Raw genomic sequence first — 13,285 nt, forward strand, 5'->3', positions numbered from 1 at the left:
GCATGCCCAGAAGTCCCACGCCCCGGCAGCGGGCCACGCTGGCTTCCTTGGCCGCCGAACTGAAGGTTTCGCGCACCACGATCTCCAACGCCTACAACCGGCCCGACCAGCTGTCCGCCGATCTCCGCGAACGGATACTGGCGACGGCCAAGCGGATGGGCTATGCGGGACCGGATCCCGTCGCGCGCTCACTGCGCACGCGCAAGGCGGGTGCGGTCGGCCTCGTCATCACCGAACCGTTGACGTACTCCTTCAGCGACCCGGCGGCACTGAACTTTGTGGCGGGCCTCGCCGAGACATGCGAGCAGGCCGGGCAGGGGCTGCTGCTGGTGGCGGTCGGGCCCAGCCGCACCCTCGAGGAGGGCTCGAGTGCGGTGCTGTCGGCGGGCGTCGACGGGTTCGTGGTCTACGCGGCCTCCGATGAGGACCCATACCTGCAGTTGGTGCGGGAGCGCGGCCTGCCGCTCGTGGTGGTGGACCAGCCCAGTGACGTGCCGGGTGCCTCGTTCGTCGGCATCGCGGACCGCGCCGCGATGCGTGAACTCGCCGACTACGTGGTGGGTCTGGGACACCGCGAGATCGGCCTGCTGACACTGCGTTTGGGCAGCCGCGACACGGCGGGCGCCGACGAACGTTCGCAGGCCGCTCTCGTGTCCCCGGATCGGTTGCGTGACACGCCGTTTCACGTGCAGGCAGAACGCATCGCGGGGGTGCGCGACGCGATGTCCGCGGCGGGCCTGGGTGACGACGCGTTGACCGTCGTGGAAAGCTTCGAACACGACGCCGTCTCCGGCGGCGCCGCAGCCGAATTGGCGCTGGCCGCCAACCCCCGGATCACCGCGTTGATGTGCACGGCCGATGTGCTGGCACTCGCGGCGATGGACCATCTGCGGGCGCGCGGCATCTACGTCCCGGGGCAGATCACCGTCACCGGGTTCGACGGGGTTCCCGAGGCCATCAAACGAGGACTGACGACGGTGTCGCAGCCCAGTCTGGACAAGGGCAGGCGCGCGGGGAGCCTGCTGCACCAACCGCCCCGGTCGGGACTGCCCGTCGTCGACGTTCTGCCCACCGAGCTGATCCGTGGGCGGACGGCGGGCCCGCCCGGTTAGTCACCGCGGCGCAACCGCACCAGGAACTCGAGGGCCACCGCGACATCGTCGGGGGTGTCGACGCGGTAGGTGGCCAGCGTCTCGCCTGGGCCGACCTTGACGGCGACATCGGTGTCCCGCAGGCGGCGAAACGCCTTCTCGTCGGTGACGTCGTCGCCGAAGTACACCACCGCGTCCGCGTCGGCGCCGGACCGCAGGATGTCGATCGCCTCGCCCTTGTCGGTGGTGATCACCGCGAACTCCAGGACGGCCTTACCCGCGGTGGACTCGGCGTTCCAGGACTCTCCGGCGGCGACGGCCTCGGCCAGCGCCGCCTCGCCGTCCTCGGGGGAGGCGTTGCGCACATGCAGCGCCACACTCGCGCGTTTGGGCTCGACCGTCACACCCGGGTGGCGGTCGGCGATCGCGGACAACTCCGCGGTGATCGTCGCCAGCAGGTCGTCGTCGATCTCGTGGGCGAAGCCGTGCGCGAACTCGGCGCCATGGCTGCCGACCAACTGCACCGTCTCGGGCATTCCCGACAGCGCCGCCAGGTCGGTGAGGCCGCGGCCCGAGATCAGCGCGACGGTGGTCCCGGGCGCATCGGCGAGCGCGCGCAGCGCGTCGGCGGCGCGCGGCAGCGGACGGGCGTCGGCCGGATGGTTGACGATCGGCGCCAGCGTGCCGTCGAAGTCGGAGGTCACGAGAAGTCGCGGCAGGGCCGCCACGGCCCGCAGCGCGGACGTCAGATCGGCTGGCAGGTGGGGCACCGGTCAGGTGTTGCTCACGCCGGATTCGACCGTCCCGCCGTCGCCGATCAGCAGACGCACAGCGAGGTCCAGACGCTTGCTGACGTCGGTGGCAGACGCCCGCCGAGTCAGCCATGCCAGCAGATTCGACAGCCACACGTCGGAGATCACGCGCGCGATGTGGAACTGGTCTTCAGTCGGTTCGCCGTCGGCCATGGCGCGGGCGAACATCGAGTCGATGATCTTTTCGACGTGGTCGACCTCGCCGGCCGCTGACGCGTCGGCGAAGACGTAGGCCCGGGTCATGGCCTCGGTCAACAGAGGGTTGCGCTGCATGGCGCGGTTCAGCTTGCTCACCATGAAGTTGAGCCGCTGATAGGGCGTGCCGCCGGCGATCGCGGTGCGGTCGGTCTTGGCGTCGATCCGCTCGAACTCCCGGCCCAGCGCCGACACCAGCAGGTGCACCTTGGACGGGAAGTAGCGGTACAGCGTCCCCACGGCGACATCGGCGCGGTCAGCGACGGCGCGCATCTGGACGGCCTCGTAGCCGCCCTTGGAGGCGATGGCCATGGTGGCGTCGAGGATCCGCTTGCGTCGCTCACGCTGGGCGTCGGACCCGAGCTCGGACTCGGCCAGGACAGCCACGGTCATAACCTCACGCGGCTGTGACCCGCTTGATTCTGACCGTGCGTTCGTCGCCATTCCGCCCTCGACTCCTCACTTTGGCGTACCCGAGCAGAACGATACGCATCGTCGCCGCTAATCTCGTACCTCCGCCAATCCCCTGTGTCAGAGAACACGCCTGCTGGGGCGGTCACCCACCTCGTCTGCGCATATTCGACTTGACTGCTGAACACTGGCAATATTAGAACACGTTCTAGTGGGCCGCACCCGGTCTTATACCGCCGAACCGAGGACTGAGTGGTTTCCGTGACATCCAACACCAGCATCTCTGAGGAGATGGCCGCCCGTGACCTGGTTCGCAGTTGGGCCGCAGGCTCGGGAGGCATCGCCGCCGCCCGAGATGTCGAGCAGGGTGAGCCCGAGGCCTGGCGGCCCGTCTACGCGGGTCTGGCCGAACTGGGGCTGTTCGGTGTGGCGGTCGACGAGGAGGCCGGCGGCGCGGGCGCGTCGGTGACCGACCTGTGCGCCATGCTCGACGAGGCCGCCTACGCCCTGGTCCCCGGCCCGGTGGCGTCCACCGCGCTGGCGACGCTGCTGCTCGACGACGCCGAGGCCCTGGAAGCGCTGATGTCCGGAGAGCGGGTCGCTGCGGTCGCGCTCGCCGCCGACGTGCGCCTCGACGGAGATCAGGTGTCCGGTTCGGCCGACTACGTGCTCGGCGCCGTGCCGGGTGCGCTGCTGCTGCTCCCCGCGGGGGAACGGTGGGTGCTGGTCGACGGCGCCGCGGCGGGCGTGACGGTCACACCGTTGACGGCCACCGACTTCTCCCGTCCGCTGGGCCGTGTCGATCTGGACTCGGCGCCCGCGAGCGTGCTGGCGGTGTCAGCGCGGCACGCCGAGGATCTGGCCGCGACAGTGCTGGCCGCCGAGGCGGCCGGCGTGGCGCGCTGGGCGCTGCACACCGCGGCCGAATACGCCAAGGTCCGAGAGCAGTTCGGCAAACCGATCGGCAGCTTCCAGGCCATCAAGCACATGTGCGCGGAGATGCTGCTGCGCTCCGAGCAGGCCTCGGTGGCCGCCGCCGATGCGGCCCGTGCCGCCGCGGACTCCGCCGGAGCCGACGACGATCAGTTGTCCCTCGCCGCCGCTGTGGCGGCGTCTGTGGGCGTCGCGGCCGCCAAGGCGAACGCCAAGGACTGTATCCAGGTGCTCGGCGGCATCGGCATCACCTGGGAGCACGAAGCGCATCTGTATCTGCGTCGCGCCTACGGCCTCGAGACGGCGCTGGGAGGCCGGCGCCGCTGGCTGCGCCGGGTGGCCCAGCTGACCGCGGACGGCGTGCGGCGCACCCTCGACATCGACCTGAGTTCGGTCGAGCAGCTGCGTCCCGAGATCGCGGAGACCGTGGCCGGGGTGGCCGCGCTGCCCGCCGAGGAGCGGCAGCGTGCGCTGGCCGACGCCGGGTTGCAGGCGCCGCACTGGCCGCGCCCGTACGGCCGAGACTCCTCGCCGGCCGAGCAGCTTCTCATCGATCAGGAGCTCGAGTCCGCCGGCGTCGAGCGCCCTGATCTGGTGATCGGATGGTGGGCCGCACCCACGATCCTCGAGCACGGCAGCCCCGAGCAGGTGCAGCGGTTCGTGCCCGCGACGCTGCGCGGTGACATCATCTGGTGCCAGCTGTTCAGCGAGCCGGGCGCGGGCTCCGACCTGGCCGCGCTGCGTATGAAAGCTGTTCGCGCCGAAGGCGGTTGGCGTCTGACCGGGCAGAAGGTGTGGACCTCGGCCGCGCAGAAGGCACACTGGGGCGTGTGCCTGGCGCGCACCAATCCCGACGTCCCCAAGCACAAGGGCATCACGTACTTCCTGATCGACATGACCTCACCGGGCATCGTCATCCGCCCGCTGCGTGAGATCACCGGCGACGAACTGTTCAACGAGGTGTTCTTCGACGACGTGTTCGTGCCCGACGAGATGGTGGTCGGCACGGTCGACGACGGCTGGCGACTGGCCCGCACCACATTGGCCAACGAGAGGGTCGCGATGGCGCAGGGCACGGCCCTGGGCAACCCCATGGAGGAACTGCTCGGCACGGTCCGCGACGGGGGACTCGACCCGGCCGATCTCGATCGCCTCGCCGAGTTGATCGTCGCGGCCCAGGTGGGATCGCTGCTGGATCAGCGGATCGCCCAACTCGCGGTCGGCGGTGGGGACCCCGGACCGCAGGCGAGCGCGCGCAAGCTGATCGGGGTGCGGTACCGGCAGGGGCTGGCCGAGTTCCGGATGGAACTGTCCGAGGGGGCCGGAGCGGTCGTCGGCCCGCGCGTGCACGACTTCCTCAACACCCGATGCCTGACCATCGCCGGCGGCTCCGAGCAGATTCTGCTGAACCTCGCCGGTGAGCGCCTGCTGGGCCTGCCCCGCTGAGCCGGTTCAGAACCGGGTGTGGCTGCAGGCGCTGGGTGAGGTGAGGTTCACCCCGGAGTAGACCACCTGGATGTTCGTGCACACGATGAAGTCGGCGCCGGTGGCCGGTCGTCCGTTGTTCCAGTCGGTGGGCACCGAACTGCCGGCCACGGTGAACCGCTCGAGTGGTCCGCCGCCGAAGTAGACGTTGGTGATCTCGACGTTGGTCAGCGAGCGGAACATCTTCGAGAGCACACCGTCGTAGTTGCCGCCCTTGGTCTCTCGTGGCGCCCAGGACGGTGAACTGTAATCGGCCTCCTGCCAGACGTTGCGGTCCATGCTCCGCAGGGTGACGGTCTGCCGCGCCCACAGGTCATTCGGGAACGTGACCGGACCGTCGGGCGTCATCAGGTTGGCCCGGGCGGTGAAGTGGCACCGGTTCTCACCGGGAATGCAGTCGGCGGTGGTGTGGACCTCGAGTTGCGTGACACCGTCCACCGGGATCGACGCGTCGCCGCTGTCGAAGGCCGCGCCCGCGACCGCGGGCTGGGTCATGGCGGCCATAACCGCCAGTCCACCGGTTGCCACCGCAAGTCGCCGCATGATCATGGAAAGTATCCCGTCAGTCATTCGTCGTAGGTCACTTCGACCGAATCGGACACCGGTGTGGCCTGGCAGCCCAGAATCAGGCCCTCCTCGAGATCGGAGGGCTCCAGCACGTCGTTGATCTCCATGTCGACCGCGCCATTCTTCATCAGCACCGCGCACGCGCCGCAGTGGCCCTCGCGGCACGAGAACGGCGCGTCGAGGCCCTTGTCGAGAAGCACGTCGAGCAGCTTGGCCCTGCGCGGCCAATTGATCTCGTGGGTCGTCCCGTCGAGCGTGACGACGGCCGTCGCGGGACCCTGGTCGTCGTCGTCGCTGTCGTCGAGCACGACTTTGGCGAACGGGTCGCTGTCCAGCGACTTGAACACCTCGACGTGCACCTGGTCGGTCGGCACCGCGAGCGAGCCCAGCGCGTCCTGCGCGGTGGCCATGAACGGGCCGGGGCCGCAGATGAACACCTGCCGGTCGGTGAAGGGGGCGGCCAGGCGCGCCAGAGCCGGTGCGCTCGGCAGTCCCTGCACGGACTCCAGCCAGTGCACGACGGAGAGGCGGTCGGGGTATTTGGCGGTCAGTTCGCGCAGTGCGGCCGCGAAGATCACCGAGCCCTCGTCCCGGTTGGCGTAGATCAGCGTCACCTGGCCGGAGCCCTCCGAGAGCGCCGACTTGCAGATCGCCATCATCGGCGTGATGCCGCTGCCGCCCGCGATCAGCAGGAAGTCGGTGTCGAGGTTCTTCGGCACGAAGGTTCCCGATGGTGCCAGCACGTGGATGCGCATGCCGGGATGGGCGTTGTCGCACAGCCAGTTCGACGCATAGCCGTCCGCCGTGCGCTTGACGGTGACCGCCAGCGCGTCGTCGGTGAACGGAGATGTGCACAGCGAGTAGCAGCGGGCGACCGATCCCGTGCGATCGGAGGGGATTCGCAGGGTCAGGAACTGCCCTGGGGAGTAGCGGAGTCGTTCGGCGGGGATGTCGGCACCGTCCGGCACCGCGAAGACCAGCGACCGTGCGTCGTCGGTCTCAGCGATGACGTCCGCCACCTGCAGTTCCAGCACGTGGCTGCCCAGAGGCTCGTCGGTCACCCGTACACCCTTTCTCAGAACTCGATCACTACACAACTAGAACAGGTTACAAAAACGAACCTCTGCAGGTCCAGCCGCTGTAGAAGGTCGCTGCTCGACACAAATCGTAACGTGTTCTAGTCTGACTTCAGCATTTCTGATGAACGCGATCAGCCCGCCCGTGGGAGGCAATCCAGTGACGTCCATTCAACAGCTCGATGCGCAGACGGTGTTGGCCGGCATCGACGAACTACTGCCGAAGCTGCGCGAGCGGGCTCAGGCCACCGAGGATCTGCGGCGCCTGCCAGACGAGAACGTGCAGGATCTCCAGGATGTCGGGTTCTTCCGACTGGTCCAGCCCGAGCAGTGGGGCGGGCTGCAGTGCGATCCGACGGTCTTCTACGAGGCCGTCCGCCGGTTGGCCAGTGCCTGCGGTTCCACCGGGTGGGTGGCCGGGATTCTCGGCATCCACAACTGGCACCTGGCGCTGTTCGACCAGAAGGCCCAGGAGGACGTCTGGGGTGAGGACACCGAGGTTCGGGTCTCGTCGTCCTACGCCCCGATGGGTGCCGGCGTCGTGACCGAGACCGGTGACGGCTACATCGTCAACGGCGCCTGGAACTGGTCCTCAGGCTGTGACCACGCCACCTGGGCGTTCCTCGGCGGCCCGGTGATCAAGGACGGCAAGCCGGTCGACTTCGGCAGCTTCCTGATTCCGCGGACGGACTACACGATCGATGACGTGTGGCACGTGGTCGGCCTGCGCGGCACCGGCAGCAACACGGTGGTGGTCAAGGACGTGTTCGTGCCCCGGCACCGCTTCCTGTCCTACCGCGCGATGAACGACGGCACCGCGGGCGGCTACCAGACCAACACCGCACCGGTCTACAAGATGCCTTGGGGCACCATCCATCCCACCACCATCTCGACTCCCATCGTGGGCATGGCCTATGGCGCCTATGACGCGCACGTCGAGCATCAGGGCAAGCGCGTGCGCGCCGCCTACGCCGGTGAGAAGGCCAAGGATGATCCGTTCGCCAAAATCCGCATCGCGGAGGCCGCCAGCGACATCGACGCGGCATGGCGTCAGCTGATCGGCAACGTCGGCGACGAGTACGCCCTGCTCAAGGAGGGCAAGGAGATCCCGTTCGAGCTGCGGGCCCGCGCGCGTCGCGACCAGGTGCGCGCCACCGGTCGCGCGATCGCGTCCATCGACCGGTTGTTCGAGGCTGCGGGTGCCACCGCGCTCATGAACGACGCACCGGTGCAGCGGTTCTGGAGGGACGCGCACGCGGGTCGGGTGCACGCCGCCAACGACCCCGAGCGGGCCTACATGATCTTCGGCAACAACGAGTTCGGCCTTCCGCCGGCCGACACGATGGTCTGATGACGGACTTCGCCGTCGAAGCTGCTGCGCAGCAGGAGGTCACCTTCGAGTCGACGTCGCGGTTCGCGCAGGTGCGCGACGACATGCGGCTGCACTACCACGAGGCCGGCGATCCGTCGGCTCCGACGGTGGTGCTGCTGCACGGTGGCGGCCCTGGTGCCTCGAGCTGGTCGAATTTCAGCCGCAACATCGGTGTGCTGGCCCAGCACTTCCATGTGCTGGCCGTCGACCAGCCCGGCTACGGGCACTCGGACAAGCACACCGAGCATGAGCAGTACAACCGGTACAGCGCCACCGCGCTGCTGAACCTGTTCGACCATCTGGGTATCGAACGTGCTGCGCTGGTGGGCAATTCACTCGGTGGCGGCACCGCCGTGCGGTTTGCGCTGGACAACCCCAAGCGCGCCGGACGGCTGGTGCTGATGGGCCCCGGCGGGTTGAGCGTCAACCTGTTCGCGCCGGACCCGACCGAGGGTGTCAAGCTTCTGGGCAGGTTCGCCGCCGAACCCACGCGCGAGAACATCGAGAAGTTCCTGCGCATCATGGTCTACGACCAGAGCCTGATCACGCCCGAGCTCGTCGAGGAGCGCTTCCAGATCGCCAGCACCCCGGAGTCGCTGGCCGCGACCAAGGCGATGGGCCGCTCCTTCGCCGGCGCGGACTTCGAACTCGGGATGATGTGGCGTGACGTCTACAAGCTGCGTCAGCGCGTGCTGCTGATCTGGGGCCGCGAGGACCGGGTCAATCCGCTCGACGGGGCGCTGGTCGCGCTCAAACAGATTCCGCGTGTACAGCTGCACGTTTTCGGGCAGTGTGGACACTGGGCACAGCTGGAGAAGTTCGATGAGTTCAACAAGCTCACCATCGACTTCCTGAACGAACAGTAGGAAGGCACCGCGATGAGCATCCGGTCACTGGGTTACCTGCGCATCGAAGCCACCGACATGGCCGCATGGCGCGAGTACGGCCTGAAGGTTCTCGGCATGGTCGAGGGCTCGGGCACCACCGAGGGGGCGCTGTACCTGCGCATGGACGAGTTCCCGGCGCGCCTGGTCATCGTCCCCGGCGACCACGACCGACTTCTGCAGTCGGGTTGGGAGACCGCCAACGCCGGTGAGCTGCAGGAGATTCGGAACCGACTCGACGCCGACGGCACGCCGTACAAGGAGGCCACCGCGGCCGAACTGGCGGACCGCCGCGTCGACGAGATGATCACGTTCGACGATCCGTCGGGCAACACCCTTGAGGTCTTCCACGGTGTCGCGCTGGAGCATCGGCGCCTGGTCAGCCCCTACGGCCACCGCTTCGTCACGGAGGAGCAGGGCCTGGGCCACGTGGTGCTGACCACGAAGGATGACGCCGAGTCCACCCGCTTCTACCGCGACGTGCTGGGCTTCAAGCTGCGGGACTCGATGCGACTGCCTCCCCAATTGGTGGGACGGCCCGCCGACGGTCCGCCGGCCTGGCTGCGGTTCTTCGGGGTCAACCCGCGCCATCACAGTCTGGCGTTCATGCCGGGCGAGACGCCCAGCGGCATCGTCCACCTGATGGTCGAGGTGGAGAACAGCGACGACGTGGGTCTGTGCCTGGACCGCGCGCTGCGGCGCAAGGTCCCGATGTCGGCCACGCTCGGTCGCCATGTCAACGACAAGATGCTGTCGTTCTACATGAAGACCCCCGGCGGGTTCGACGTCGAATTCGGCTGCGAGGGACTCGAAGTCGACGATCACGACTGGATCGCCAGGGAGAGCACCGCCGTCAGCCTGTGGGGTCACGACTTCAGCATCGGGTTCAAGTAGGCGAGCCATGAGCGGAGCACCCGGTGCCGACGGTTCAGTGGTGGACCCGCGCACATTCCGCACCGTCCTGGGTCAGTTCTGCACCGGGGTCACGATCATCACGACCGTGCACGAGGACAAGCCGGTGGGATTCGCCTGCCAGTCGTTCGCGGCGTTGTCGCTCGACCCGCCCCTGGTGCTGTTCTGCCCCACCAAGGCGTCGCGGTCGTGGGCCGCGATCGAGGCCAGCGGGCGCTTCTGCGTCAACATCCTGCATGAGAAGCAGAAGGACGTCTCGGCGCGGTTCGGGTCCAAGGAACCGGACAAGTTCGCGGGTATCGACTGGACTCCGTCGCCGCTGGGTTCACCGGTGATCGACGGCACGTTGGCGCACATCGACTGCACGGTCGAGTCCGTGCACGACGGCGGAGATCACCACGTGGTCTTCGGGAGGGTGCATTCGCTGTCGGAGGTGCCCAAGAAGAAACCGCGCCCGCTGCTGTTCTATCGGGGTGAGTACACCGGCATCGAGCCGGACAAGAACACCCCGGCGCAGTGGCGTGACGATCTCGAGGCGTTCATCACCGCCACGACGCCCGACACCTGGCTCTGACCCCTTTGGCGCCCATAACAACGTTTGGGCGCAAAAGTGTGAGTGGTCTGCGCTATTTCGTCGATCTCGGCGCAGAGAAAGTGGCTAGACGCAGCCCATGGCGCAGACGTCGGCCGGCAGGGAGTTCTCGGTGTCGATCGTCGCGGGCGGCTGATTCTGCGTGAGGTCCAGGTCATGGTCCAGATCGGGCATCATCGGCAGCATGTTGCAGACGAAACCCAGGGGTCCGCACGGCGGCGGACCGCCGGGATCCGCGCTGGCAGCGCCGGCGAATGCGACAGCCGCAGCAATGCCGGCGGTGGCCGCGAACGTCGCTGTCACAGCTCGTCTCAACACAGAGGCCACCCTAGTGGGTGGTCCTCCGCGAGGGCGGCGGGACGCTCAAATCACACGCGTGTGATTCATTCACACTGTGGACAACTCCTGTGGATAACTACAGGTGCGCGCCGATGAACTCGACGATCGCCGCCGCCACCTCCCGGTGTTCGACGTCGTTGAGCACGTCGTGGCGAGACTTGAACTCATGCAGTTCCAGCGCCTCGATCTGCTCGGAATAGGCGCGGACCGCGCCCACCGGACTGATCGGATCCGCGCTGCCGTGGACCGCCAGCGTGGGCGTCGTCAACGTCGGCAACTCCGCGCCCATGCGATCCCAGGCCGCGTCGAGTTCGCGGCCCAGTGCGGCCCCGTCGGCGTCGACGAACGCCAGCGGATCATGTTGCAGCGAATCGAGATAGAACGGATCCCGCGCCAGCCAGGACGGATCCAACTCGAAAGATGTGTCGGCGTCGAGCATCTCGCGCAGCGGGACCAGCGGCGCACCCGAGATCACACCCGCGCGGTACCGGGTGGGTTCGGCGAGCAGCCGAAACAGGGTCACCACCGATCCGAACGAATGCCCCTGTGCCACCAGGGGCACCCCCGGATGTTCCCTTTCGATGTGGTCGGTCAGCAGGTCGGCGAGCGCCGAACTCGCCGCGGCGGAGACGAAGTCGCCTCGCGTTCCTGGGCTCAGGCCGTGGCCGTACTGGTCGGGAGCCCACAGGTCGATGCCCGCGGCATTCAACGCGAAGCCGTAGCGGTGGTACAGGCCGGTGTGCTCGCCGAAACCGTGCAGGAAGACGACGGCCGCGCGAGGTTCGGGTGCGGCCCAGTGCCGGTAGTAGACCGGACCCCGGTCGGTGTCGAAGATGGGCATGGCCTCGACTGCATCATGGCGGGCACTGCGGTGCAAGCATTCAGCGCACCAATGGACAGACCGGTCAGTCTCGCATCGGCTCGGAAGGCGTCCGGCGCATGACGCCGGCTCGGCAGCGGTTGGGCGCTGGCCTGAATCGAGCCCCGCGGCGAGCCGACCCACGAAGGCGTACAGGTCGACAGCACTCTAGACACCCCGCTGAAGCAGCAAGCTGAGGCTGTCCTAAACTAGGTAAGGCATACCTATTGTGGCTCAGGTAAATATCAGGTAATTTTCAGCCGTTCCTCAGTTAACCCCCCACACACCCGGGAGATTTACGTGCACCATCCTGGCCTTTCCGCCATCGACGCTGCGCCGGCGGTGACCCGCAAGGACAAGCTCGCGCTTGCCACGGTCGCCGTGCTGGGCGCCAGTGCCATCGCCGTGACGCCCGTCGTGGCACCGAACGCCCCGATCGCCGCTCCGCAGATCCAGAGCCACGCGTACGACCTGACGGCGGCGCTGGACGCCACCGCCTCGCCGCTGGAGATCTACGGGACCGTCTTCAACGAGACGTTCGACAACCTGGGCCTTCTTGGTGCCGCGGTGGTGAACAACCCGGCTCCGCTGCTGCGTCAGGTGCTGGAGAACCAGAAGGGCCACATCGAGACGGTTCTCGGGGCATTCGGGTCCATCCCCACCAGCCTGCAGACCTGGTGGGAGGGCAGCAACGGCAAGGCGCGTCTGGACCAGGCCCGTGCCGCGCTGGAGGCCGGTGACTTCGGCGAGGCGTACCGCTGGTTCAACCACTCCATGCTGTACGCGTTCAACGCGGCCTTCGGGCCGCTCATCGCACCGGGTGTCTTCCTGTCGGGCGTTCCGCGTGGCGGCACCGAGTACATCGCGGGCATCCCAGAGCAGATCGCGCAGAACTTCACCAACCTGGTCGCGGCCACCTTCACCCGCGCCGTCGTGGTCACCGGCCTGTTCCAGGGCGTGTTCGGCACCATCAGCGGCGCGGTGTTCGAGCTCACGCGCGTCGTCGGGGCGACGGTCGAAGCGATCAGCAAGGGCGACATCGCGGGTGCCATCAATGCGGTGATCAACACCCCGGCGATCCTCGCCAACGCCGTGCTCAACGGCTTCGACTACGCCGATGAGGATCCGGAGACCGGCACCGGCGGCTACGCCGAGTGGCCGGCGCTGCTCACCTTCGCCGAGCCGGGCGAGACGGGGGCCGTCGCGGGTCTGTTCCAGACCCTGCTCGTGAACATCCCCAAGCAGCTGGCCGCCGCCATCAGGCCGGCCGAGCCTGAGGTGGCCCCGCTGGCCGCGGCCGCCGAGGTGCCGGCCGGTGTTCTCGACGCCCCGGTTCTCGATACCGAGGGCCAGGAGCCCGCTGCACCGGCCGCGGAGGTCGAGAAGTCCGCTCCGGTCGCCGAGCTCGTGAAGGCCGAGACCCCCGCCCCGCTCGAGAACGAGGCCGAGGGCACTGCTCCCGCCGACGATGCTGCCAGCCTCGACGGTGACGCCACGGACGCCACCGACGGCAAGGTCAGCGCGGCGGACCGGATCAAGGCCAAGATCAGCGAGGCCAAGGAGGCCCGTCAGGCTCGGGTCCAGGAGGTCAAGGAGAAGGTCGCGGCAGCCAAGGAGAAGGCTGCCGAAGCTCGCGAGGCGCGCGCCGAGTCCAGGAAGGCCGGTGCTGCCAAGGCGAGCACGTCGAGCGACTCCAGCAGCTCGGGTGGTTCGAGCAGCTCGAGCGACTCCAGCAGCTCGGGTTCCGACTCCTGACA

13 protein-coding genes are annotated in these 13,285 nt (G+C 68.0%); 7 read left to right on the plus strand and 6 right to left on the minus strand.

Annotation, left to right across the window (positions count from 1 at the left end):
• Positions 1–2: 2 nt before the first annotated feature.
• Positions 3–1,112 (plus strand): Rv3575c family transcriptional regulator, encoded by a 1,110-nt coding sequence (locus A5727_RS16940; protein ID WP_068251860.1) that lies wholly within the window; start codon positions 3–5, stop codon positions 1,110–1,112.
• On the opposite strand, the gene otsB is transcribed toward A5727_RS16940, so the two are convergent.
• Together otsB and kstR are read right to left on the minus strand one after the other, a co-directional pair.
• Complete coding sequence (gene otsB / locus A5727_RS16945) at positions 1,109–1,861, minus strand: trehalose-phosphatase (RefSeq protein WP_157521422.1); 753 nt, start codon at positions 1,859–1,861, stop codon at positions 1,109–1,111. The two genes, A5727_RS16940 and otsB, sit on opposite strands and share 4 nt — an antisense overlap.
• Positions 1,862–1,864: 3 nt before the next feature.
• Positions 1,865–2,485, minus strand: coding sequence for a cholesterol catabolism transcriptional regulator KstR (gene kstR, locus A5727_RS16950; RefSeq protein WP_197507683.1), 621 nt, complete (start codon positions 2,483–2,485; stop codon positions 1,865–1,867).
• 315 nt (positions 2,486–2,800) lie between these two features.
• Here kstR and A5727_RS16955 point away from each other — a divergent pair, with 315 nt between their 5' ends.
• Complete coding sequence (locus tag A5727_RS16955; RefSeq protein WP_068252215.1) at positions 2,801–4,888, plus strand: acyl-CoA dehydrogenase family protein; 2,088 nt, start codon at positions 2,801–2,803, stop codon at positions 4,886–4,888.
• A 6-nt stretch (positions 4,889–4,894) separates the two neighbouring features.
• Here the strand turns inward: A5727_RS16955 and A5727_RS16960 are convergent, their stop codons facing one another.
• Positions 4,895–5,470, minus strand: coding sequence for a hypothetical protein (locus A5727_RS16960; RefSeq protein WP_068252219.1), 576 nt, complete (start codon positions 5,468–5,470; stop codon positions 4,895–4,897).
• A gap of 23 nt (positions 5,471–5,493) precedes the next feature.
• Positions 5,494–6,555 carry a ferredoxin--NADP reductase gene (locus A5727_RS16965; protein WP_068251866.1) on the minus strand — a complete coding sequence of 354 codons (1,062 nt, stop codon included), beginning with the start codon at positions 6,553–6,555 and terminating at the stop codon, positions 5,494–5,496.
• 175 nt (positions 6,556–6,730) lie between these two features.
• Between A5727_RS16965 and hsaA the strand changes: the two genes are divergently transcribed.
• From hsaA to hsaB, 4 genes are read left to right on the plus strand one after another with little or no spacing between them, the layout of a single operon-like run.
• Positions 6,731–7,921 carry a 3-hydroxy-9,10-secoandrosta-1,3,5(10)-triene-9,17-dione monooxygenase oxygenase subunit gene (gene hsaA / locus A5727_RS16970; protein WP_068252222.1) on the plus strand — a complete coding sequence of 397 codons (1,191 nt, stop codon included), beginning with the start codon at positions 6,731–6,733 and terminating at the stop codon, positions 7,919–7,921.
• Positions 7,921–8,808 (plus strand): 4,5:9,10-diseco-3-hydroxy-5,9,17-trioxoandrosta-1(10),2-diene-4-oate hydrolase, encoded by an 888-nt coding sequence (gene hsaD, locus A5727_RS16975; protein WP_068251869.1) that lies wholly within the window; start codon positions 7,921–7,923, stop codon positions 8,806–8,808. The genes hsaA and hsaD overlap by 1 nt, the downstream gene beginning before the upstream one ends.
• 12 nt (positions 8,809–8,820) lie before the next feature.
• Positions 8,821–9,720, plus strand: a complete 900-nt coding sequence (gene hsaC / locus A5727_RS16980; protein ID WP_068251873.1) for an iron-dependent extradiol dioxygenase HsaC — start codon at positions 8,821–8,823, stop codon at positions 9,718–9,720.
• Between the two features lie 7 nt (positions 9,721–9,727).
• On the plus strand, positions 9,728–10,312 hold the full coding sequence (gene hsaB, locus A5727_RS16985) for a 3-hydroxy-9,10-secoandrosta-1,3,5(10)-triene-9,17-dione monooxygenase reductase subunit (protein WP_068251876.1): 585 nt from the start codon (positions 9,728–9,730) through the stop codon (positions 10,310–10,312).
• Between the two features lie 84 nt (positions 10,313–10,396).
• On the opposite strand, the gene A5727_RS16990 is transcribed toward hsaB, so the two are convergent.
• Both A5727_RS16990 and A5727_RS16995 read right to left on the minus strand, forming a co-directional pair.
• Positions 10,397–10,633, minus strand: coding sequence for a fibronectin-binding protein (locus tag A5727_RS16990; RefSeq protein WP_157521423.1), 237 nt, complete (start codon positions 10,631–10,633; stop codon positions 10,397–10,399).
• Positions 10,634–10,745: 112 nt separating this feature from the next.
• On the minus strand, positions 10,746–11,510 hold the full coding sequence (locus A5727_RS16995; protein ID WP_068252224.1) for an alpha/beta fold hydrolase: 765 nt from the start codon (positions 11,508–11,510) through the stop codon (positions 10,746–10,748).
• A 318-nt stretch (positions 11,511–11,828) separates the two neighbouring features.
• On the opposite strand from A5727_RS16995, the gene A5727_RS17000 reads away from it, so the two are divergent.
• On the plus strand, positions 11,829–13,283 hold the full coding sequence (locus tag A5727_RS17000; protein ID WP_157521424.1) for a hypothetical protein: 1,455 nt from the start codon (positions 11,829–11,831) through the stop codon (positions 13,281–13,283).
• The last annotated feature ends 2 nt before the right edge of the window (positions 13,284–13,285 follow it).

Source organism: Mycobacterium sp. ACS4331 (assembly GCF_001667265.1).
Taxonomy (GTDB): domain Bacteria; phylum Actinomycetota; class Actinomycetes; order Mycobacteriales; family Mycobacteriaceae; genus Mycobacterium.

Coding starts and splice junctions, on each gene's coding strand:
- A5727_RS16940 (WP_068251860.1), top strand. CDS start 3: ATGCCCAGAAGTCCCACGCCCCGGCAGCGGGCCACGCTGGCTTCCTTG.
- hsaC (WP_068251873.1), top strand. CDS start 8,821: ATGAGCATCCGGTCACTGGGTTACCTGCGCATCGAAGCCACCGACATG.
- A5727_RS16955 (WP_068252215.1), top strand. CDS start 2,801: ATGGCCGCCCGTGACCTGGTTCGCAGTTGGGCCGCAGGCTCGGGAGGC.
- A5727_RS16960 (WP_068252219.1), bottom strand. CDS start 5,470: ATGCGGCGACTTGCGGTGGCAACCGGTGGACTGGCGGTTATGGCCGCC.
- hsaD (WP_068251869.1), top strand. CDS start 7,921: ATGACGGACTTCGCCGTCGAAGCTGCTGCGCAGCAGGAGGTCACCTTC.
- hsaB (WP_068251876.1), top strand. CDS start 9,728: ATGAGCGGAGCACCCGGTGCCGACGGTTCAGTGGTGGACCCGCGCACA.
- A5727_RS16995 (WP_068252224.1), bottom strand. CDS start 11,510: ATGCCCATCTTCGACACCGACCGGGGTCCGGTCTACTACCGGCACTGG.